Source organism: Beijerinckia sp. 28-YEA-48 (assembly GCF_900104955.1).
GTDB lineage: Bacteria > Pseudomonadota > Alphaproteobacteria > Rhizobiales > Beijerinckiaceae > Terripilifer.
This window is the reverse complement of sequence record NZ_FNSI01000001.1, coordinates 4,987,615-5,007,886: the sequence shown is the minus strand read 5'-3', so window position 1 is coordinate 5,007,886 and position 20,272 is coordinate 4,987,615. Positions and strand designations below refer to the sequence as shown.

Sequence of the window (20,272 nt, the reverse complement as noted above, 5' to 3'; positions counted from 1 at the left end):
CCCCCATGGTGCTACCGACCCGCCCCTTCGCCAAAGCCGGTCAATCAGCCTGGGTCCTGCTGTTGGCGACCATGCTGTTTTGGGGCGGCGGCGTGCCGGTGTCGCGGATGGCGGTGGGCGAAGTGTCGCCGATGACCATCATCTGCGCCCGCTGGGCCATCGCGCTCACTCTGCTTTGGATCTTCGCGCCCAAGCGGGTCTGGACGGAGGTCTATTCGCTGCGCGCGCGCTGGCGCTTTCTGCTCCTGATGGGGCTGGCGATGACCGCGTCCAACTCGCTCGTCTTCATCGGCGCGAAATATACCACCGGCATCAACCTGGCGATCCTGCAAGGGGTGACCCCGGCCCTGGTGCTGGCCGGCGCCTTTCTGGCCTATCGCGCCCGTATCTCGCTGATTCAGGGCGCTGGCGTTCTGATCACCATCTTCGGCGTCATCCTGGTGGCGACGAAGGGTGAGCCGCTGACCATTCTCGCGCTGCAATTCAATCGCGGCGACATCTACCAATTGCTCTCGGCTGCGATCTACGCCGCCTATGTGGTGGCGTTGCGCAATCGGCCGGCGGTCTCAAGCCTCGCCGTCTTCACTGTTATCGCGGTGGTGTCCTTCATCATCTCGATCCCGCTGATGACGATCGAGGTTCTGACCGGCAATTTCTATCCGATGACATGGACCGGCCTTGGCACCCTGCTCTACATCGCGATCTTCGTCTCGATGTGCGGCCATATCTTCTTCATGCGCGCCGCCGAAATGCTCGGACCGAGCCGCGCCGCCATGTTCCACAACCTGACGCCGGTGATCGGCGCTGCGCTCTCGGTGTTGATACTGGGCGAAGCGCTGCAGCCCTATCACATGCTGGCGATGCTCTTGGTCATCGCCGGCATTTACATCTCGGAGTCCTCGGCGATCCGCGCCAGCCGCAGGAAAGCCGCGGCCGGCGAGTGATCAGATCAGCGAATGATCAGATCTGATCGAGGCCGTAGAGCGAGTGCAGGGTGCGCACCGCCAGTTCGGTGTAATCCTTGTCGATCAGCACCGAGAACTTGATCTCGCTGGTGGTGATGGCGCGGATATTGATGCCCTTTTCCGACAGGGCGCGGAACGCCTTGGCGGCGACACCGGCATGCGAGCGCATGCCAACGCCGATGGCGGAAATCTTCACCACGTCGGTGGCGCCCTGGATGCTGGCGAAGCCGATATGGCTCTTGGCCTGGTCAAGCACCGTCTGCGCCCGCTGATAATCGGCGGCCGGCACGGTGAACGTCATGTCCGTGGTCGAATCTTCCGAGACGACCTGGATGATCATGTCGACATTGATATTGGCATCGGCGAGCGGACCGAAGATCGCTGCGGCCACGCCGGGCTTGTCGGCGACGCGGCGCAGGGTGATCTGGGCCTCGTCCCGCGAGAAGGCGATGCCGGTGACAACCTGCTGTTCCACGATTTCCTCCTCGTCACAAATAAGCGTGCCTGGCCGCGGCGCGGCCGGATCATCAAAAGACGAGCGCACGAAGGTGCGCACGCCATGCACCATGGCGATTTCAACCGAGCGCACCTGCAGGACCTTCGATCCCAGGGACGCCATTTCGAGCATTTCTTCGAACGACACCTTGTCGAGCTTGCGTGCCTTCGGCACGACGCGCGGATCGGTGGTGTAGACGCCGTCGACATCCGTATAGATGTCGCAGCGCTCCGCCTTGATCGCGGCGGCGATCGCCACCGCCGACGTGTCGGAGCCGCCACGGCCCAAAGTGGTGAGGCGGCCGGTTTCCGGATTGACGCCCTGGAAGCCGGCGATGACGGCCACTTCGCCCTTGGCGAAACCGGCATCGAGCCCGACGGACGAGACGCTGGTGATCCGCGCCGAGGCATGGGCGTCCGACGTCTCGATCGGGATCTGCCAGCCCTGCCAGGAGCGGGCCTTGATGCCCATCTTGCTCAAGGTCAGCGCCAACAGGCCTGACGTCACCTGTTCGCCCGAGGCGACCACGGCGTCATATTCGGCCTGATCGTAGAGCGGGTCGTTGGACACCGATTCCGCCGCCTCGCGGCACCATCCCACAAGTTCATTGGTCTTGCCGGACATGGCCGAGACGACGACGGCCACCTGATAGCCGGCCTCGACCTCGCGCTGCACGTGGCGAGCGACGTTGCGGATACGTTCAATATTAGCGACGGACGTGCCGCCGAATTTCATTACCAGACGGGCCATGATTGCCTGCAATAGCGTTTTGCAGTTTGACTTCGTCAAACGCACAAAAACGCGTCGAACCAAATATCCCAAAAGCAAAATTGCGTTTCGGGCGAAACGCAATTTGCTCTAGAGCCCAGATGTTGCCCGGAGGCGGGCGCGCGGCAGATTGACCGCTCGCCCGGGTTTGAAAGGGCGCGTATATCTAACGCGCGGTCCCGACGTGTCAACGCCGGCTTATTCTGAGGGAAAACCATGGTTTCCGGGCCAAATGCCGGCTCTGCAAGCGCCGCCCCCCGCGCCGCCTCCATCGACCAGCGCGAGCTTGACTATTTCGAGCGCCTCGGCGCCGATTGGTGGCGCGCCGATGGCCCCATGGCGGCCTTGCACAAGTTCAATCCGACTCGCATTCGCTGGCTGCGCGACCGGATCACCGACCATTTCGGCAAGCCCGAGAATGAGCCGATCCGGGTCCTGTCCAACGTCAGCCTGCTCGACATCGGCTGCGGCGGCGGTCTGCTCAGCGAACCCCTGGCCCGGCTCGGCGCCAAGGTGACCGGCATCGACCCGGCCCCCGGCAATGTCGACATCGCCCGCCACCACGCCGAGGCAGGCGGGATCAGCATCGACTATCGCGCCGTCACCGCCGAAGAACTGGCCGCCAGCGGCGCCCAGTTCGACGTGGTTTGCGCCATGGAAGTGATCGAACACGTGGTCAATCCCGCAGCCTTCATCGCTGTCGCGGCGAAACTGGTGCGCCCTGGCGGCCTGCTCTTCGCCGCCACCCTCAATCGCACGCTCAAAAGCTTCGCGCTCGCCATCGTCGGCGCCGAATATGTGCTGCGCTGGGTCGAGCCCGGTACCCATCAATGGGAAAAGTTCATCAAGCCGGCGGAGCTGGAAGACTGGATTTTCGATGCCGGCCTCGATGTCACGGAGCGCACTGGCGTCGTCTACAATCCGCTGCGCGACGCCTGGAGCGAAAGCCGCGACATGGACGTCAACTACATGCTGATGGCGGAGCGGGTGGCCACGCGGTAATTCCGAACCTGGGCACGCCCTCTATTGAAGGCGATCAATGAAAGGCCCGGAGATTAGTCCGGGCCTTGTTTTGGGGGGCCATAAAAATCGCAAGACAGCTCCTGGCCCCAGAATATCAGCTCGAGTTGTTAGTGCCTTTTCGAAGGAAGGGTCGATGCAATCTGCGCGAGCAATTTATTCTGCTCCTTCGCGATATTGATCAATACTTCGAAATTATGGTCGATGGCTGAAAGAGCCTTAGCGATATGATCCAGCGCGTCAGCCTTTTGCCCTTCAACGTCATTTGCAACGCCGAGGTTCGGGACAAACGGCCTGATGGTACCACTGGGGCTGCCTGTGCGGATGCGTGTCACTAGTACCTCCTTCATTCAGGAAAGCGTTTGTTGTTGACGACCTCAGACACACGACCCTGATTGACGCCGTAGTAGGCAGCAATGTCATGCTGGTTCATCCCTTGCCGATAGAGCCAGCGAATGTGATCGGCCATCTTGTGCGTAACCGGAGGCGACCGGCGACGGCACGGAAAGGAAATGATCTTGTGATGCTGTTTGTTATCGTGATGCATGCGTTTTAGACCTCGTAGATGGGCCTTTCCGCTTGTTGGGTGTTGCATGCTTTGATACAGTTCCGGTGCTTAAGTCGGCGACTGTTTGCAGGCTTCTCCGTTCACGCGGAAAGGCATTCTGACGTTGCACGGATCGGGCGGCCAACTTCGGTTGAGCCGCCTTTTCTGTGGCCAGCCGACTCACTCGACTGACGACCGATTGTAGAAGCGATTTTTGGCCCCTGTCACAGAAGGTTATAAATAAACCTGTTGTTTCGGTGGAGATTCCCGATACTCACAGCCCAAAAATATTGGGCTGCCATCTGCTTGATTTCTCTGAACCCGTGGCCGCCGGAATTAACGAATCAATTTCTCAAAGCCGAGGTTCGGCTGCGCAGAGCTAATGCAGCGCCATACGTGAAAAGATCTGCATGATCGAAATGCCGGCGATGATCAGCCCCAGGCCGACGACGGCCGGCATGTCGAGCGGCTGCTGAAACAGCGCCCAACCAATGCTGGCGATCAAAACAATGCCGGCGCCCGACCAGATGGCGTAGGCGATGCCGACGGGGATGGATTTCAGGCTCAGCGCCAGAAAGATGAAAGCGATCGCATAGCCACACGCCATGGCGGCGATCGGCCACGGCCGCGTCAGCCCCTGCGAGGCCGCCAGCGACGTCGTCGCCACCACTTCGCTGACAATGGCCAGCGCCAGATAAACATAGCTGAAGCTCATCGGCTCCGCCGCGATTCGAACCCTCAAGTCTGCGGCTTACGGGGGTGCCATGTCGGCGGCGTGACGCCGCCATGACGGGAGCGCGGCATTTTCAGGTGCGAGCCGCGCGGTGCGCGATCAGGCTTGGCCGCGAGGGTCGGTGGCGAGGAGCGCATAGAGCAGATCGTCGCGCCATTCCTCGCCAACCCGCAGGTTGTCGCGCAGCAGGCCCTCGCAACGGAAGCCGAGTTTCTCGACCAGCTTGCGCGACGCGGCGTTGTCAGGGTGGATAAAGGCCTGGGCACGGTGCAGGCTGAGTTCGCCGAAGCAGAAATCAAGCATCGCGGCAACCGCCTCGATCCCGATGCCCTGCCGCTGGCGGCCGGGATCGATGATATAGCCAATGGCGACGCGCTTACTGCGAATGTGGCCATCATGATAGTTGACCAGGCCAAGGCAGCGATCGGTCCCAGCATCTGCCACCGCCCAAAACCGATAGTAGGACGGGGTGCAATCGATCAAGCGTTGCACGACGCGCTCGGTCTCGATCGGCTTGGTGTGGACGGGCGTATTCCAGAAACGCATCGCCTCGGCGCTGGCAAAGCAATCGTGCATCGCCTCCGCATCTTCCATGCGGAACTGGCGCAACCGCAGCCGGGGGGTCGAGAGGATCGGATGCGGGATGGCCTGCTTTGGCATGGACGCTCGCCTATCGTGGGGCGGGCGCCATCAGATCAAAGGTTATGCGCGATCGTCAATTGCGATCGTCAGGCAGGCCCGGCACCGGCAGAACCGGAATACCCTCCTCCCACAATTCCTGTGCTTCGGCGAAGGTCGCCTCGCCACGGATGGCACGCTGCGGCACGTCGCCTTCGTGCATCTTGCGCGCCTCGGCAGTGAACGCCTTGCCGACATCGACGGTGTTTTCGGCGATCTTCTGATGCAATTCGCGGATGGCGGCGCGCACCTGCATCTGCTGCTCGTCGAGCAGCGTCATCGGCTGCGGCGCGGCCGGTGCTTCGGCTACCGCCAGCGGCGGCGCGTGTTCGATGAAACTGTTGCGGGCGCGGCGCTTCGAGGTCGAGACCGAGGGCGCCATCAGCGCCTTCGACACCTTCAGCGAGCCGCACTGCGGGCATTCCACCAGGCCGCGCTTCACCTGCTTGTCATACGCATCGGAACTGGGGAACCAGCTCTCGAAGTCGTGCGACTTGTCGCAAACCAGCGAATACTTGATCATGATTTTACCGGTTCAGCCCGCGAGCAGCGCGTCGAGCTTGCCGGCACGCTCCAGCGCGTGCAGGTCATCGCAACCACCGACATGGGTGCCACCGATGAAAATCTGCGGCACGGTCCAGCTGCCGCCGGCGCGCTCAGCCATTTTTTCCTGGGCGGCACTGTCACCATCGACCGAAATTTCGTTGAACGGCGCATTCTTTGTGCGCAGCAAATGCTTTGCTGCGTGGCAATAACCACAGGTCGATTTAGTGTAGATTGTAATCTCGGGCATCGGCATACCTTTCAGCCCCTATATATGGCGCTTCATTGGGTTGTCACAACCCTGGCGAACACCAGGGCATCGACCCCAGCCGCGCCGGCCCGCTGCAAAACCCGCGCCGCCGCATTGGCCGTGGCGCCCGATGTCATCACGTCGTCGATCAGAACGATTTTGCGCCCCGCGATCACAGCTTTAGCCGCCTCGTCCACCCGGAACACGCCCTGGACATTCTCGGCCCGTTGCGCCCGCGTCAGCCCGACCTGCGGCCGGGTTGGCTTAATACGGCGCAGCAGCAGCGGATCGACGGCAATCCCGCTGATGTCGGCGACCACCCGGGCCAGTTCGGCCGCCTGGTTGAAGCGGCGGCCGAACAGCCGCCAGCGATGTAGAGGCACCGGCACCAACAGATCGGCGTCATTCAGGAGATCGGCCCCCGACCGGGCCATCCAACGGCCCATGGCGCCGGCCAGTTCGGTTCGATCGCCATATTTCAGCCGATGGACGAGCTGGCGCGCCGGACCGTCCTCGTAGCGCGCCACCACGCGGGCGCGGCCATAGACCGGCGGATTGGCCATGGCTTCCGGCGAGATCAGCCCCTGGCCGAGATCATGGGTAAAAGGCGTGCCCAGGCGCTCGCAGAACGGCCGTTCGACGAAGGGCATCGCGGTCCAGCATGTTGCGCACAATGCTGCACTTTGTTGCGTTGCAGCAAGACACGCCATGCAGGAGGGTGGATAAACAATATCAACAGCTTGCTGCGCAGCATGGCGGAAGAGGCCCTGCAATAGGGCAAGCGACCGTGTCGCCCGCTTCTGCCGCGGCAGCGCCGGCTCGTCGACTTCCTTTCGCGGGTGCGAAACGCCGTCCTGTATCCACATGAAAGAAACCTATCGTGGACCCGAAACCGGCGCTAGCGCGGACAAAAACCGTCCTTTACGCCCGCGCCGCGCCGCGCAATATGCCGCTCATGACGACATCAACCGCGCCGCCGCAGATTTTCGACCGCCCGCTTCTAGCGCGGCGGCTGGCGCGCGCCCTCAAGGCGCAGCCGGCCACTTTCCTGCTCGAGCGCGTCGTCGACGATGTCGCCAGCCGGCTCGACGCCGTGCTGCGGCCGTTTCCGCGCGTGCTCGACCTGGCGACGCCGACGCCGCTGCTGGCGCAGACCCTCGCCACCAGGCCTGATCGCCACATCACCCGCGCCGCGCCCCTGCCCGAAACAGCCCAACCCGGCATCGAGACCCTCGTCTGCGACGCCGAAACCCTGCCCTTTGCGCCAGCGAGCTTCGACCTCGCCGTCTCCGCTTTGGCGCTGCACTTCGTCAACGACCTGCCGGGTACTTTGATCCAGATTCGCCGGGCGCTCGCCCCCGACGGCTTGTTCCTCGCCTGTATCATCGGCGGCCAGACCCTGACCGAGCTGCGCGCCGCCTTGGCGGCTGCCGAGGAAGAGATTGTCGGCGGCGCCAGTCCGCGCGTCGCGCCCTTCGCCGACATCCGCGACCTCGGCGCCCTGCTGCAGCGTGCCGGCTTCGCCCTACCGGTGACAGACACGGACACGATCACCGTGCGCTACGCCAATCTCTTCGCCCTGATGGCGGATCTGCGCGCCATGGGCGCCACCAATGTCCTGACTCAACGGCTGCATCGTCCAACCCGCCGCGCCCTCTTCCTGCGAGCCGCCGAAATCTACACTGAGCGCTATGCCGATGCGGACGGGCGGCTGCGGGCCACCTTCGAACTGATCTGGCTGTCCGGCTGGGCGCCGCACGAGAGCCAGCAGAAACCCCTGCAACCGGGCAGCGCCAAAATGCGGCTTGCCGATGCGCTCGGTGTGAAAGAAAGCAAGCTATGACGTTTCGCGCCAGCATTTTCACTTTGATGCCGGATATGTTCCCCGGCCCCCTCGGCCTGTCGCTGTCGGGCGACGCCCTGCAACGCGGCCTCTGGGCGCTCGACGTGCACAACATCCGCGACCAGGGCCTCGGCCGCCACCGCGCCGTCGATGACACGCCAGCGGGCGGCGGCCCCGGCATGGTGATCCGCGCCGATGTGCTGGCCGCTTCCCTCGACACAACGCTTGGCAGCGTCGACCATCGGCCGCGCCTGTTGATGTCGCCGCGCGGCCGTCCGCTTACGCAAACGCGTGTGCGCGCGCTGGCGGAAGGCCAAGGCGCGATCATCGTTTGCGGCCGCTTCGAGGGCGTCGACGAACGGGTGATCGAGGCGCGGGGGCTCGAGGAAGTGTCGATCGGCGATTACGTTCTCTCGGGCGGCGAGATCGCCGCCATGGTGCTGATCGACGCCTGCGTGCGCCTCATCCCCGGTGTCATGGGCAAGATCGATTCCGGCAGCGAGGAAAGTTTCGAGAACAACCTGCTCGAATATCCGCACTACACCCGCCCGCGCAGCTGGGAAGGCCGCGACATTCCCGAAGTGCTATTGAACGGCGACCACGCCAAGATCGCCAAATGGCGGCGGGAAGAGGCGGAGCGGATTACGCGGGAGAGACGGCCGGATTTGTTCCGCAAGCCGTAAGCTTCAATCGCGCGCCATACCCTCAGTGTCATACCGGACGCGCGTAGCGTGATCCGGTATCCAGGGGCAAACGCTGCTCCGCTGAACACACTCTACAACACGCTCTGAATCCCCGCTCAGCCGCTATGCAGCTGTCGGGGATGACACACAGATGCAGTGTCTTAAGCAATCACATCCGCATGCTTCGCCACCACCGGGATCAGCAGATAGCGCACGCCATTGCTCTCCGCTGGCGGAAATTTGCCGGCGCGGATGTTGACCTGGATTGACGGCAGCAACAGCGTCGGCGCACTTAGCGTGCTGTCGCGCTTCTCGCGCATGGCGACGAAATCATCCTCGCTGATGCCTTCACGCACATGCACATTGTTGCGCTCGGCCGCGACCGTGGTTTCCCACGCATAGACGTCGCGGCCCGGCGCTTTGTAATCGTGGCACATGAACAGACGCGTCTGCGGCGGCAGGGTCAGCAGTTTGTGGATCGAGCGATAAAGCTGGCGCGCATCGCCGCCGGGAAAGTCGGCGCGGGCTGTGCCGTAGTCGGGCATGAACAACGTGTCGCCGACAAACACCGCATCGCCGATCTTATAGGCGACACAGGCTGGCGTGTGCCCTGGCGTGTGGATCACTTCGACAGACAGGCCGCCGATCGCAAACCGCTCGCCATCCTTAAACAGTCGATCGAAATCGCTGCCATCGGTTTTCAGGTCCGGCATGTTGAAGATCGGCCGGAAGATGCGCTGCACATCGCGGATATGCTCGCCGATACCGATCTTGGCGCTCGTCTTAGCGCGAATGTAAGGCGCCCCCGACAGATGATCGGCATGGGCGTGGGTTTCCAGCACCCAGTCGATGGTCAAACCGAGCGCCCGGGCCCGCGCCAGAACGGCGTCGACCGAGCGATTGTCCACTTCGCCGGACTTGTGATCGTAATCGAGCACCGGATCGACGATGGCCCCATGCCGGCTCGACCCATCCCAGACGAGATAGCTGACCGTATTGGTCGGCTCATCGAAGAAAGCCTCGATCTGCAAATCCGGGTCGCTCACGTGTCATCCTTCCAACGTTCTGGACGACACGTATATAGCACAACAATCGTGTGGAAATCAGGCCTCGAGTGTCGCAGGCGCTCCAGCCGTCGCCGTCCATTCGCGCATCAACAGATCATAGGAGCGCAGGCGCTTGCCATGGTCGAAGATCGAGGACGTGATCATGACCTCGTCGGCCTGGGTTTCCTCGATGAAACGGCGCAGACGCGTGACAACGGTGCGCGGCGAACCGGAAAACAGCCGCACGCGTTTGCGCGCCACATAGGCGCGCTCGGCCTCGGTCCACGGATGCGCATCCGCCTCCTCCGGGCTGGCCAGCGGCTTCATCTCGCCGCGCGCCCGCCGGATCCAATTGAGATCATAGGTTTTGGCCAGATGATCGGCTTCCGCATCCGTTTCGGCGACGACAGCCGCGAGCGCGATGATCGCATAGGGCTTAGCCAAGGTCGCCGACGGCCGGAACAATTGGCGATAAGCGCGCATCGGCTCGACCGCGTCGAAATCGGAAAAATGCGAGGCGAAGGAATAGCCAACGCCGATCTGTGCCGCGAGCTGGGCGCTGTAGTCGCTCGACCCGAGCAGCCAGATCGGCGGCAGCGGCGCATCGGTCGGCATGGCGAAGACCTTGTTGAACGGATGACCTTCGGGAAAGTCGCCGCTCTCCCACGCCATCAATTCCTGCAGCCGCTCGAGGAAATCATCGCCCTGCCGCTCTTCCATCTTCCGGCGCAAAGCGAAGGCCGTCACCTGATCGGTGCCGGGCGCGCGGCCAAGGCCGAGATCGATGCGGCCGGGAAACAATGCTTCAAGCAGCTTGAACCGTTCGGCTACCATCAGCGGCGCGTGATTGGTCAGCATCACGCCGCCGGAGCCGACGCGGATATTCTTCGTCACCGCCGCCACCTGGCCGATCATGATTTCCGGCGCACTGGAGGCGATCGAAGCGAGGCTGTGATGCTCCGCCAGCCACAGCCGCGTATAGCCGAGGGTGTCGATATGTTTCGCCAGTTCGATCGTCTGGGCGAGCGCCCGCGATGGCGGCGTCTGCGTGGTGACGAAGGACAGGTCGAGAACAGACAGCGGCGTCGATAACGACATCGGCAAAACCTCTTCAGCAGGCCAAAAGAGCCCGCTTTAGAAGCACGGCTCAGAAACGGGGTTCTTTCAACGCCACGGCATGGGCGTCAGCGGCAATCGGGTTGAATTGGCCACTCGCCTCATCATAAGCAAGGAGCCGCCCGTCCATCACGCCAAAATAGGCGCCATGCAATTGCAGCAGACCTCGCTGCTCGAGGGTCGAAATACAGGGAAAAGTCCGCAAATTGGCCAGAGACTGGCGAATCGCCTCCAATTCCAGCTTGGCTATGAAGCCGTCGAGCGGGCCGCTCTCTGGCGCCGGGCCGATGGCATCGAAGGCCGGCTGCACCAGCCGAATCCATTTGCCGATGAAATCGCCCGGCGACAGCGGCCGCGAATAGGGATCGAGCTCGTTTTCGACGAAAGCCTTGATGCCGCCGCAGCGGGCATGGCCCATGACCACGACATGCTCGACCCGCAGGCCCATCACCGCGAATTCCAGCGCCGCCGAAGTGCCATGATAATCATCGTTGGGCGCATAGGGCGGCACCAGATTGGCGACATTGCGCACGACGAAGATTTCACCGGGCCGAGCGTCGAAAATGGTTTCCGGCGAGACGCGCGAATCGCAGCAGCCGATTAGCAGGACACGCGGGCTCTGACCGCTCGCCAGTTCAGCGAAGCGCTCATGTTCGGCCTTGAAGCGTCCGGAGAGAAAAGAGCGATAGCCCGCTTCGAGCCGCTCGGGAAAGCCGGGTGCGACCGGTGGACGCGACGACTGGCTCATGAGACCTCCTAATCCGGGACGGTGAAAACCGCTTAGGCAATGCGTTTCGGCAAAAACGCATTTTTGCCCTGTAAATCTTTGTCTGGCGCGTTTTACCAACGCACCGGCGCTTCATACTCCCGCCGGACGGCCAGGCGAACCCCTTTTTTGCAGGGCAGCATTGCCCTTCGATCTATGGCATAACTCGGCCATGACCGCCGTTCAGAACGCCGCCCCCCCTTCGGCGCCGCCAGCGCAGGCCGCCAGCGCCCTGCCGCGCCCCCGCCGCAGCACCCTCTATATTCCCGGCTCCAACACCCGAGCCATGGAAAAAGCCCGCGACCTGCCAGCCGACGCCCTGATCCTCGACCTCGAAGATGCTGTCGCCCCAAGCCAGAAAGACGCGGCCCGCCGGCAGATTCGCGCCGCCCTGGAGAGCAAGGCTTATGGCCGGCGCGAGATCATCGTGCGCATCAACGCGCTCGATACCCCCTTTGCCCAGGACGACCTCGCCGCCATCGCGCAAATCAGTCCCGGTGCCGGCCCCGACGCCATTCTGGTGCCGAAAATCCTAGCGCCCGGCCAGGTGGTGCGTGCCGGACATGCTTTGACCCAGGCCGGTGCGCCGGAGGCGACCCGGCTATGGATCATGATCGAGACGCCGCTGGCTGTGCTCGACATCCGCAATATCGCCGCCACCGCCGTCGACCCTTCGGTGCGGCTGGCGGCCTTCGTCCTCGGCCTCAACGATCTCGCCAAGGAAACCGGCGCGCAACTGACGCCCAACCGCGATCATCTGCAGCCAGTGCTGCTGCAATGCCTGCTCGCCGCACGCGCCTATGGCCTCGCCATTCTCGACAGCGTGAGGAACGATTTTTCCGATGCGGACGGACTGCGCGGCGAATGCGCGGCGGCCCGCGCGCTCGGTTTCGACGGCAAAACCTTGATCCATCCCAATCAGATCGCCATCGCCAATGAGATTTTCGCGCCGAGCGCCGCTGAGATCACTGAGGCCAGCGCTATCGTCGCGGCTTTCGCGGCACCGGAAGCCGCGAATCTCGGCGCCGTGTCGGTGAATGGGCGCATGGTCGAGCGGCTGCACGCCGAAATCGCCACCCGCACCCTCGCTTTGGCCGGGGCGATCGCACAATTGCGGCCATAAACATCCCCGCTAAGAGGTTCCGCCGGCCGCCGCCATGGCCTATACCTTTGTAAGGTCTATGTCTTGAATGCTGATCATTTCGCGTATGAGTGGGTAACTGACCATGAGTGACGACAAACGCGACACAGGTGCTTCGCCGGCCAGCGACATGAGACCCGGCCGCACCGCACGCCGCGAACCCGCCACCATCGATGTCCGCGCCGAGGACGTGACGCCGGCAGTAAGTGAGCCCGTGGCGGAAACGCCCGAAACCATGGCCGGCGCTCCCGTCGATTCGGTTCCCGATCCAGCTCCCGAACCGCCCCCCGCTACGCCGCACACAGCGCCGGTCTCCTCCAACAGCTCTTTCGTGCCCCAGGCCGTCGCCGGGCTTGTCGGCGCGGTGATCGCCCTCGTCGGCGCCGCCGGCTGGCAGCAGTTCAACGCCAGTTCGCCAACCGCCGATCCGGCTGTCGCGGCACTCGACAAGCGCATCGCCACCGTGGAGACGCGCCTGACGGCCGCGGCCACAGCCGCTGCAGTCGCCAGTCTCGAAAAGCGCATCGCCGCCGCCGAAGTCCTGACAACGCCGACGCCCGTCAATCTCGCGCCGATCGAGCAACGGCTCGCCGCGCTCGAAAAGCCCCGGCCGGCCGCGCCGGCAGTCGGCGTCATGAGCAGCCTGCCGCCCGATCTCGATAAGCGCCTCGCCACGCTGGAAGCGGCCACCGCCGCCCCCAAGGCTTCGGACCGCGCCATGGAATCGCGCATCGAAGCGACGCCAACGCCGCCGCCCGCGCCATCCGTCGACATCAAACCGCTTGAAGCGCGCATCGCCGCCGTCGAGCAGCGCCTGCAACCGCTGCAATCTTCGATCGCCGGCAGCAGTGAAGCGGCGAAAGCCGCGACCGCCAAACTCGACGAGGAAGCCGCCCGCAGCCGCGCCACAGCACAGGCTATCGCCGCGCAATCCTTGCAGCAGGCGTTGGAACGTGGCGCACCGCTGAAAGGCGAGATCGACACTCTGACCCGCCTCGGCGTGGCGCCCGATCGCCTGGCGCCGCTGGCCGCCTTCGCGGCCTCTGGCGCCCCCTCGGCCAAGACCCTGGCCAGTTCGTTCGCCACCTTGGCCGACAAGCTCGCCGAGCCCGAAAAGCCCGCCGCCAACGCCGGCGTGATGGACCGCCTGTCGCTTGCAGCCCAACGCCTGGTGCGCGTGCGCCCGGCCGGCGAACCCACCGGCACCTCGCCCAACGATCTGGTCGCCCGCATCGAGACGGCACTCGCCGCCGGCAATATCGCCGGCGCGATGAGTGCGTGGGAACTCTTCCCGGCCTCGGCCAAAACCGCCTCAGCCGATTGGGCGGCGCAGGCGAAAGCCCGTCTCGCCGCCGATACGGCCGCCCGCGCCCTTGTCGCCGACGCGCTCGCCGCGCTCGGCCGTAAATCCTGAACGGCGCGGTGCCCGCATGATCCGGACTCTGATCTATATCGCGCTCCTCGCCCTCATCGCTTTCGCCATGGCCTGGTTCGCCGACCAGCCCGGCGCGATCTCCGTCGTCTGGGGCGGCCTGCGCTATGAAATGTCGCCGGTGGTTGGCCTCGGCATCTTGCTCATCGCCACTTTCGTGCTGATGGTGCTGTGGAGCCTGCTGCGCTTCACGCTGCGCGTGCCGACCCTGGCCTCGATCACCATGCGCATGCGCAAGCGCGACAAAGGCTACACGGCTTTGTCGCAAGGCATGATCGCAGCTGGTGCTGGCGACGTGGCCGGCGCCAACCGGGCGGCACGCATCGCCGAAAAGACCCTCGGGCATGAACCATTGGCGCTGCTGTTGAAAGCGCAGACGGCGCAAATCAGCGGCGACAGCGCCACCGCCGAGGAAACCTTCAAGCGCATGGCCGACCTGCCGGCGACCCGCCTGTTCGGCCTGCGCGGCCTCTATGCTGAAGCCTGCCGGCGCGGCGACGACGCCACAGCCTTCGCCATCGCCGAACAGGCCCATGCGGCCGCCGCTCTGCCCTGGGCCGGCCAGGCGATCATCGAACATCACGCCATGAGCGATGACTGGCGCGGCGCGCTCGATGTGGTCGAACGCAATTTCGCCCGCAAGACCATCGACCGGCGCACCGCCGACCGACAACGCGCCGTGCTCAAGACCGGCATCGGCCTGTCGATGACCGATCGCGCGCCCGACGAAGCGCTGCAAATGGCGCGCGAGGCGATCAAGCTCGCCCCCGACCTGTTGCCCGCCTACGTGCTGGCCGGCCGCATGCTGGCGCGCAAAGGCGACATTCGCCGCGCCGCCAAAGTGCTCGAATCGGGCTGGCGCGTCCTGCCCCATCCCGATATCTCCGCCGCCTATCTGGATCTCAGACCCGGCGATTCCTCCACCGACCGCCTGGTGCGTGCGCAAGCCCTCGCCCGCTTCGCGCCCGACCATCGCGAAAGCCGCCTCGCCGTCGCCCGCGCCGCGATCGACGCGCGCGACTTCGCGCTTGCCCGCGAGACCATGGCGCCGCTGCTCGACGGCAACGCCAGCCGGCCGACGGCGCGCATCTGCCTATTGATGGCCGACCTGGAAGAAACCGAATATGGCCAATCCGGCCGCATGCGCGAATGGCTGGCCCGTGCGGCGCGTGCCCCGCGCGATCCGGCCTGGGTCGCCGATGGCGTGATCAGCGACACCTGGTCGCCCGCCTCCCCCGTCACCGGCCGCATCGACGCCTTCCGCTGGGAAACCCCGGCCGAACGCCTGCACGCCCCCGAGGAAGCCCCGCTCGAACCCCTCGTCGCGCCCCTCGACCTGCCCACGCCCGACGCCAAACTGATCGAACACGCCGCGTCCGACGCCGAAGCCGCCATGGCCGAGGCGGAAGCGCCCGTCATCGTGAGCCAAACAGCGGTCGTTGAACCGGCCGCCACGCCGGCGAAAGCCGAGGCCGCGCCCCCCGAAGCCGCCAAACCGCTGCCTTTCATCGCCGCCCCGGACGACCCCGGCCTGGATCCCGAGGCCGACAAACCCAAAAAGAAGGGCTGGTTTTCCTGATTCGGGCGCGTTTGTGTGAAGCGGACGCCGATCGCACGGCGCCCCAAACGGAACTCCCCGCGACCTCATGTCTTCCAGGTGCACAGCAGGCCCTCCAACGCCTCCCGAACACCCCGCAATCTCAATGTCTTCCCGGACGCCTGCACAGCAGGCGATCCGGGATCCAGGGGCCATTGGCCCCGACCTCTCCACAGCCTCCCCGCCTAAAAGGAGACAGGATGGGGACGCCGACGGGTTGCAATGACAGGAGGGGTTAGCTATGGAAGCCCCACTTCTCGCCGCGCTCTCAGCGCAGCACATCGCCGCAATAGCTCAGTTGGTAGAGCACATCATTCGTAATGATGGGGTCGGGGGTTCGAATCCCTCTTGCGGCACCACGGCTTTCCTAGACAGTTAGCGACCAGCCAGACGTGGCTTCTCTGAGTTCCTGCCGCTCATCTCGCGGCGCGGACTTTCTCGTGGCCGATGATTGTGTGCTGTTCTACCTCGCGCTCGACCATGCGAACCATAGTGCGATGGCGGCCAGAATGGCGGACAAGGTACGCCGCATCAATCGCTCTCGACTTGGTACGTTGATGAGCACTTGGAAGCTACCTGCTAAGCCCACAATTCCGGCATGAACGAATGTTGCAACCGCAACATAGAGAGCGGTTAGTATCATTGCTTGCGGTACGGGTGGGTGTGAGCGGTCAATGAATGTTGGCAGGACCGCTATGAAGAAAATGCCGGCCTTTGGATTCAGAATGTTTGTGATGATGCCTCGGAGGAAATATCGCCCCTCGGTATCATCATCGGCTTCTGCGCCATTGCTTGCGGTGACCCATCCATTCCAAGCAAGGTAGAGCAGATAGAGCACCCCAGCCCAGCGCAAAAGATTATAAAAGAAGTCGGAGGATTGGATAATCTCGGCAACACCGAAAGCTGAGACAGCCCCAATAAGACTTAAGCCCAGGGCGATTCCCGCTACCATTGCGAACCCGGCTCGACGCCCATAAGCGGCCGAAATCAGGGCCAAGTAGGTCATATTCGGCCCTGGGGTTAGCTCTATAAGCAAACACGTCAATATGAATGAACCAAGGACTGCTTCAGTCACGTCAGCCTCGATAAATTTGTTCGTCAATCATGACCGGCCTTCGTATCATCGTGGATTAAAGCGAAGGGGCAAGGTGGCGTGGCTGGCTAGACTGTTCGCGGGTGGCGCTTGGTCGCGGGCTGTATCCCATCGGCGCCACATGCGCCGAACCCGGCCAGTTTAGGCTCCGGACCCTGGTTCCCCCCGTCCATCCAGGCAATCTTTGCGCGCATATAAGTGATCATCGCGTCGAGCCCGTCTTGCTTGGCCTCCAGTTTGCCGAGCTGGCTGGCCATGATCGCGCGCGCGCGCTCGGGCGTTATGTCGCCGCGATGATATTCCTCGACAATGCAGCCGATTTCTTTCAACGAGAAGCCGAGGCTCTGCATCAAGCGAATGACGCGCGCGCCATTGACCTGCTCAGCGTCGAATATTTGATAGGGATTGGCGCCGCCCTTCATACCCGTCTGCGGGCGAAGCAGCCCCTGACGCACATAAAAGCGGACGGTATCGACACTCATGCCCGCCGCGCGCGCAAATTCCGAAATCAGCATAATGCGATTATCTCTTGACCATGGACTATACTCCACCCTTATAGGGCTTGGCTCTATTGAATTGGAGTCGAAAAATCGTGGTGAAAACAGCTCTTGTGACCGGCGCATCGTCGGGGATCGGCGAAGCGACGACCCGTCAACTCGTCAGCGACGGATACAAGGTATTCGCCGCCGCCCGGCGACTCGACCGAATGAAGCCGCTTGAAGCCTTGGGGGTCACGCTTGTTCCGCTCGATCTCACTGACGACGCCTCGATCGTTGCGGCGGTCGCGGAAGTCGAACGCGCTGCCGGCGGGCGGCTCGACGTGCTCGTCAACAATGCCGGCTATGGCAGCTATGGCGCGCTTGAGGATGTGCCGATAGACGAGGGCCGCCGCCAGGTCGAAGTAAACTTGATGGGCTTGGCGCGGCTCAGCCAACTCGCCATTCCGCTCATGCGGGCGCAAAAGTCTGGAACGATCGTCAATGTCACTTCGGTTGGGGGCAAACTCGGCGAGCCGTTCGGGAGTTGGTATCACGCCACCAAGTTCGCGGTGGAGGGGCTTTCCGATTGCATGCGGCTTGAGCTCAAACCATTTGGCATTCGCGTGATCGTGATCGAACCCGGCGCCATCCGCACCGAATGGAACGCAATCGCGCGCGACAGCTTGATTGCGCGATCGGGAGCCACTGCCTACGGCCCCTATGCGCGACGCCATGCCGCGATGCTGGGAGGCGCCGATGCTTCGCGCCTGGCCTCTCCGCCCGATGTCGTCGCGCGGACGATCGGCAAGGCCGTGGCGGCGCGCAATCCGCGCCCGCGCTACGCAACCGGCGGCGGCGCTAAGTTGATTGTATTTCTTACCTGGTTGCTTCCTGATCGACTGATCGACCGCCTGATATGGCGGATGTCGCAGAGCGCCGGCTAACCAGCTGTCCGCTGGAGTACCGGAGGCGGAAAGTCGGCCGCTAGGCCATTGGGACATGCCCCTGCCACCGGCCCTGGGCCTGCCTTGAACATCCGTGCATGCGCGGTGACGTCATCGCGACACCCTCAAGGGTGTCGCGGCTTTCCTTTTTTGCTCCCAGGCGCGTCCGGACGCGCGCCCTTCGGCCGATGTTCGCCTTTGCCCTGACCGAACGGCTTGCCCTCGCGCGGCTTCTCGAATGCGGGCTTGCCGTCCTTCACCTTGCCGTAGGCCGGCTTTCCCTGCCCGGGCTCTTTGTGGAATTTCTCTTTGTGGAATTTCTTGCCTGGGAAGGGTTTCTCGTAGGGTGGCTTTCCCCCATGCGGCTTACCGCGGGGACGTTCCGCATCGCCGGCCGGCCGGCCGCCGGGCAACGGCTCGATGATCAGGTCGCCGGTATCTATCTTGCGCACCGCCTTGCTGAAACGAGCGACCGCGACCGGCGAGACCTCAAAGTGCGTCTCCTCGTCGAGGATGCGGATAACGCCGATATCCTTTCGCGTCAGGTTTCCGCGTCGGCAGATCATCGGCAGCAGCCATTTCGGATCGGCATTGTTGCGGCGGCCGACGTTGAGGCGGAACCAAGTGCCCCCGACGTCAAACCCGCCGTCTCTGCCGGCCGCCGCAAGATCGCGCCCGGCGCGCGGCGCGCGCTCCTCACCCGGATCGGAGACCTCCTCGGGGGCCGGCAAGCCGGTCCGATAGAGGCGCACTAGCGCGGCTGCCAGATGCTCGGGCGCGTGCACGGCGAGCAACGCCAAGGCGGCGCTCGCGTCTTCTTCGTTCGGCTCATCGGTAATCAAAGCGTCGCGCAACATACGTTCGTGATCGAGCTTGCGAATGTCTTCGGGGGTCGGCGGGCCGGACCAGATGGGCTTGATGCCCAGTCCCCGCAGCATGTCGTCAGTCCGCCGACGACGGAACGGCGGCACCAGAAGCACGCTCACGCCCTTGCGGCCCGCCCGCCCGGTGCGACCGCTGCGGTGCTGCAGGCTTTCGACATCGTTTGGCAGGTCGGCGTGGATGACAAGGCCGAGGTTCGGCAGATCGATGCCGCGCGCCGCGACGTCGGTGGCGACACAGACCTTGGCGCGCCCGTCGCGCAGGGCTTGCAGGGCGTGGTTGCGGTCCTTCTGGCTCAATTCGCCTGATAGGGCTACGACGGAAAATTGCCGCTCCTGAAGCATGGCATGGAGGCGCCCCACCGCTTCGCGCGTGTTGCAGAACACGAGCGCGCCGGGCGTATCATAGTGGCGCAGCACGTTGACAACCACGTGGTCGATCTCGGTCGGAACGACGCGGATCGCGCGGTACTCGATGTCGGCGTGACCGCCTCCACCACCCGCCACTTCGATGCGCAACGCATCGCGCTGATAGCGCCGGGCCAACGTGACGATGCCGCGCGGCATGGTGGCCGAGAACAGCAGGCTGCGCCGCTCGGGGGGCGTGGCGTCGAGAATGAATTCGAGATCCTCGCGGAAACCAAGGTTCAGCATCTCGTCGGCCTCGTCGAGGACGACGACACGCAATGCCGAGATGTCGAGGCGGCCACGCTCCAGATGATCACGCAAGCGCCCGGGCGTGCCGACGACAATATGCGCGCCCTGGTTCAACAGCCGTTGCTCCTGACGCGGATCCATGCCGCCGACGCAGGACACGATGCGGGCACCCGTCGCCGCATAAAGCCAGGCGAATTCCCGCTGCACCTGCAGCGCCAATTCTCGGGTGGGGGCCACCACCAGCGCTTGCGGCGCGGCTGCGGGGGCAAATCGCTCTTCGGTGCCCAGCAGCGTCTCGGCCATGGCCAGGCCATAGGCGACGGTCTTGCCGGAACCGGTCTGCGCGGACACCAAAAGGTCGCGCGCTGCTGCCTCCGGCGCCAGCACGGCAAGCTGCACCGGCGTCGGATTATTGTAGTCGCGCTCTGCCAGGGAACGGGCAAGCGCCGGATTTGTCGTCATGAAAGGCACGGCTGGTTCCGCCTGTTCGCATTATCGTCCGGCGTCGAAGGGCAGCCATCGGAAGGTTTCTGGGAAGGTTCCTAGAATGCCTTACTAGTCGGATGGAAGCCTGGAAGCTACAGCCACGAGGCG

General features: G+C 63.9%; 21 protein-coding genes and 1 tRNA gene. 9 read left to right on the top strand and 13 right to left on the bottom strand.

Translation table 11 applies throughout. From position 1 onward, the window contains the following. Positions 1-5 precede the first annotated feature (5 nt). Complete coding sequence (locus BLW50_RS23470; RefSeq protein WP_090707207.1) at positions 6-944, top strand: DMT family transporter; 939 nt, start codon at positions 6-8, stop codon at positions 942-944. Between the two features lie 16 nt (positions 945-960). Here BLW50_RS23470 and BLW50_RS23465 read toward each other — a convergent pair whose 3' ends face one another. Next, positions 961-2,211 (bottom strand): aspartate kinase, encoded by a 1,251-nt coding sequence (locus BLW50_RS23465; protein ID WP_090707205.1) that lies wholly within the window; start codon positions 2,209-2,211, stop codon positions 961-963. A gap of 234 nt (positions 2,212-2,445) precedes the next feature. On the opposite strand from BLW50_RS23465, the gene ubiG reads away from it, so the two are divergent. Then, positions 2,446-3,231 carry a bifunctional 2-polyprenyl-6-hydroxyphenol methylase/3-demethylubiquinol 3-O-methyltransferase UbiG gene (gene ubiG, locus BLW50_RS23460; protein ID WP_090707203.1) on the top strand — a complete coding sequence of 262 codons (786 nt, stop codon included), beginning with the start codon at positions 2,446-2,448 and terminating at the stop codon, positions 3,229-3,231. 128 nt (positions 3,232-3,359) lie between these two features. On the opposite strand, the gene BLW50_RS23455 is transcribed toward ubiG, so the two are convergent. From BLW50_RS23455 to BLW50_RS23425, 6 genes are all read right to left on the bottom strand, one after another. Further along, a complete protein-coding gene (locus tag BLW50_RS23455) occupies positions 3,360-3,584 on the bottom strand; it encodes a hypothetical protein (protein ID WP_139267718.1) in 225 nt (74 codons plus the stop codon). Between the two features lie 591 nt (positions 3,585-4,175). After that, positions 4,176-4,511 carry a DMT family transporter gene (locus BLW50_RS23445; RefSeq protein WP_090707199.1) on the bottom strand — a complete coding sequence of 112 codons (336 nt, stop codon included), beginning with the start codon at positions 4,509-4,511 and terminating at the stop codon, positions 4,176-4,178. A gap of 117 nt (positions 4,512-4,628) precedes the next feature. Beyond that, positions 4,629-5,189: a GNAT family N-acetyltransferase gene (locus BLW50_RS23440; protein WP_090707198.1), complete on the bottom strand. Its 561-nt coding sequence runs from the start codon at positions 5,187-5,189 to the stop codon at positions 4,629-4,631. A 55-nt stretch (positions 5,190-5,244) separates the two neighbouring features. Beyond that, on the bottom strand, positions 5,245-5,730 hold the full coding sequence (locus BLW50_RS23435; RefSeq protein WP_090707196.1) for a DUF1178 family protein: 486 nt from the start codon (positions 5,728-5,730) through the stop codon (positions 5,245-5,247). Positions 5,731-5,742: 12 nt separating this feature from the next. After that, the gene (gene grxC / locus BLW50_RS23430) at positions 5,743-6,000 is read right to left on the bottom strand and encodes a glutaredoxin 3 (protein ID WP_090709600.1); all 258 of its coding nucleotides are present in this window, start codon (positions 5,998-6,000) and stop codon (positions 5,743-5,745) included. A gap of 32 nt (positions 6,001-6,032) precedes the next feature. Continuing rightward, positions 6,033-6,773 (bottom strand): ComF family protein, encoded by a 741-nt coding sequence (locus BLW50_RS23425; RefSeq protein WP_090709598.1) that lies wholly within the window; start codon positions 6,771-6,773, stop codon positions 6,033-6,035. A 182-nt stretch (positions 6,774-6,955) separates the two neighbouring features. Here BLW50_RS23425 and BLW50_RS23420 point away from each other — a divergent pair, with 182 nt between their 5' ends. Then, positions 6,956-7,843 carry a methyltransferase domain-containing protein gene (locus tag BLW50_RS23420; protein ID WP_090709595.1) on the top strand — a complete coding sequence of 296 codons (888 nt, stop codon included), beginning with the start codon at positions 6,956-6,958 and terminating at the stop codon, positions 7,841-7,843. Further along, positions 7,840-8,526, top strand: coding sequence for a tRNA (guanosine(37)-N1)-methyltransferase TrmD (trmD, locus tag BLW50_RS23415; protein WP_090707194.1), 687 nt, complete (start codon positions 7,840-7,842; stop codon positions 8,524-8,526). Before BLW50_RS23420 ends, trmD begins: the two co-directional genes overlap by 4 nt. Positions 8,527-8,687: 161 nt before the next feature. Here trmD and BLW50_RS23410 read toward each other — a convergent pair whose 3' ends face one another. From BLW50_RS23410 to BLW50_RS23400, 3 genes are read right to left on the bottom strand one after another with little or no spacing between them, the layout of a single operon-like run. Continuing rightward, the gene (locus BLW50_RS23410) at positions 8,688-9,572 is read right to left on the bottom strand and encodes an MBL fold metallo-hydrolase (RefSeq protein WP_090707192.1); all 885 of its coding nucleotides are present in this window, start codon (positions 9,570-9,572) and stop codon (positions 8,688-8,690) included. A gap of 57 nt (positions 9,573-9,629) precedes the next feature. Beyond that, positions 9,630-10,670, bottom strand: coding sequence for an LLM class flavin-dependent oxidoreductase (locus BLW50_RS23405; RefSeq protein ID WP_090707189.1), 1,041 nt, complete (start codon positions 10,668-10,670; stop codon positions 9,630-9,632). Between the two features lie 49 nt (positions 10,671-10,719). Then, complete coding sequence (locus BLW50_RS23400) at positions 10,720-11,436, bottom strand: carbonic anhydrase (RefSeq protein WP_090707187.1); 717 nt, start codon at positions 11,434-11,436, stop codon at positions 10,720-10,722. Between the two features lie 190 nt (positions 11,437-11,626). Here BLW50_RS23400 and BLW50_RS23395 point away from each other — a divergent pair, with 190 nt between their 5' ends. From BLW50_RS23395 to BLW50_RS23380, 4 genes are all read left to right on the top strand, one after another. Further along, positions 11,627-12,577 carry an HpcH/HpaI aldolase/citrate lyase family protein gene (locus BLW50_RS23395; RefSeq protein WP_170850320.1) on the top strand — a complete coding sequence of 317 codons (951 nt, stop codon included), beginning with the start codon at positions 11,627-11,629 and terminating at the stop codon, positions 12,575-12,577. Positions 12,578-12,680: 103 nt separating this feature from the next. Continuing rightward, on the top strand, positions 12,681-14,009 hold the full coding sequence (locus BLW50_RS23390; RefSeq protein ID WP_090707184.1) for a COG4223 family protein: 1,329 nt from the start codon (positions 12,681-12,683) through the stop codon (positions 14,007-14,009). Positions 14,010-14,025: 16 nt separating this feature from the next. After that, entirely contained in the window at positions 14,026-15,606 is a 1,581-nt protein-coding gene (locus BLW50_RS23385; RefSeq protein ID WP_090707182.1) for a heme biosynthesis protein HemY, read from the top strand. A 301-nt stretch (positions 15,607-15,907) separates the two neighbouring features. Continuing rightward, positions 15,908-15,983, top strand: a tRNA-Thr gene (locus BLW50_RS23380). A 104-nt stretch (positions 15,984-16,087) separates the two neighbouring features. On the opposite strand, the gene BLW50_RS23375 is transcribed toward BLW50_RS23380, so the two are convergent. After that, entirely contained in the window at positions 16,088-16,726 is a 639-nt protein-coding gene (locus tag BLW50_RS23375) for a LysE family translocator (protein WP_244544364.1), read from the bottom strand. Positions 16,727-16,785: 59 nt separating this feature from the next. Beyond that, a complete protein-coding gene (locus BLW50_RS23370) occupies positions 16,786-17,232 on the bottom strand; it encodes a MerR family transcriptional regulator (protein WP_090707179.1) in 447 nt (148 codons plus the stop codon). A 77-nt stretch (positions 17,233-17,309) separates the two neighbouring features. Here BLW50_RS23370 and BLW50_RS23365 point away from each other — a divergent pair, with 77 nt between their 5' ends. Further along, complete coding sequence (locus BLW50_RS23365) at positions 17,310-18,140, top strand: oxidoreductase (protein ID WP_348272862.1); 831 nt, start codon at positions 17,310-17,312, stop codon at positions 18,138-18,140. A 125-nt stretch (positions 18,141-18,265) separates the two neighbouring features. On the opposite strand, the gene BLW50_RS23360 is transcribed toward BLW50_RS23365, so the two are convergent. Continuing rightward, a complete protein-coding gene (locus BLW50_RS23360; RefSeq protein WP_170850319.1) occupies positions 18,266-20,140 on the bottom strand; it encodes a DEAD/DEAH box helicase in 1,875 nt (624 codons plus the stop codon). Positions 20,141-20,272: the final 132 nt, after the last annotated feature.

Coding starts and splice junctions, on each gene's coding strand:
- BLW50_RS23470 (WP_090707207.1), top strand. CDS start 6: ATGGTGCTACCGACCCGCCCCTTCGCCAAAGCCGGTCAATCAGCCTGG.
- BLW50_RS23465 (WP_090707205.1), bottom strand. CDS start 2,211: ATGGCCCGTCTGGTAATGAAATTCGGCGGCACGTCCGTCGCTAATATT.
- ubiG (WP_090707203.1), top strand. CDS start 2,446: ATGGTTTCCGGGCCAAATGCCGGCTCTGCAAGCGCCGCCCCCCGCGCC.
- BLW50_RS23445 (WP_090707199.1), bottom strand. CDS start 4,511: ATGAGCTTCAGCTATGTTTATCTGGCGCTGGCCATTGTCAGCGAAGTG.
- BLW50_RS23440 (WP_090707198.1), bottom strand. CDS start 5,189: ATGCCAAAGCAGGCCATCCCGCATCCGATCCTCTCGACCCCCCGGCTG.
- BLW50_RS23435 (WP_090707196.1), bottom strand. CDS start 5,730: ATGATCAAGTATTCGCTGGTTTGCGACAAGTCGCACGACTTCGAGAGC.
- grxC (WP_090709600.1), bottom strand. CDS start 6,000: ATGCCCGAGATTACAATCTACACTAAATCGACCTGTGGTTATTGCCAC.
- BLW50_RS23420 (WP_090709595.1), top strand. CDS start 6,956: ATGACGACATCAACCGCGCCGCCGCAGATTTTCGACCGCCCGCTTCTA.
- trmD (WP_090707194.1), top strand. CDS start 7,840: ATGACGTTTCGCGCCAGCATTTTCACTTTGATGCCGGATATGTTCCCC.
- BLW50_RS23405 (WP_090707189.1), bottom strand. CDS start 10,670: ATGTCGTTATCGACGCCGCTGTCTGTTCTCGACCTGTCCTTCGTCACC.
- BLW50_RS23400 (WP_090707187.1), bottom strand. CDS start 11,436: ATGAGCCAGTCGTCGCGTCCACCGGTCGCACCCGGCTTTCCCGAGCGG.
- BLW50_RS23395 (WP_170850320.1), top strand. CDS start 11,627: ATGACCGCCGTTCAGAACGCCGCCCCCCCTTCGGCGCCGCCAGCGCAG.
- BLW50_RS23390 (WP_090707184.1), top strand. CDS start 12,681: ATGAGTGACGACAAACGCGACACAGGTGCTTCGCCGGCCAGCGACATG.
- BLW50_RS23385 (WP_090707182.1), top strand. CDS start 14,026: ATGATCCGGACTCTGATCTATATCGCGCTCCTCGCCCTCATCGCTTTC.
- BLW50_RS23370 (WP_090707179.1), bottom strand. CDS start 17,232: ATGCTGATTTCGGAATTTGCGCGCGCGGCGGGCATGAGTGTCGATACC.
- BLW50_RS23360 (WP_170850319.1), bottom strand. CDS start 20,140: ATGACGACAAATCCGGCGCTTGCCCGTTCCCTGGCAGAGCGCGACTAC.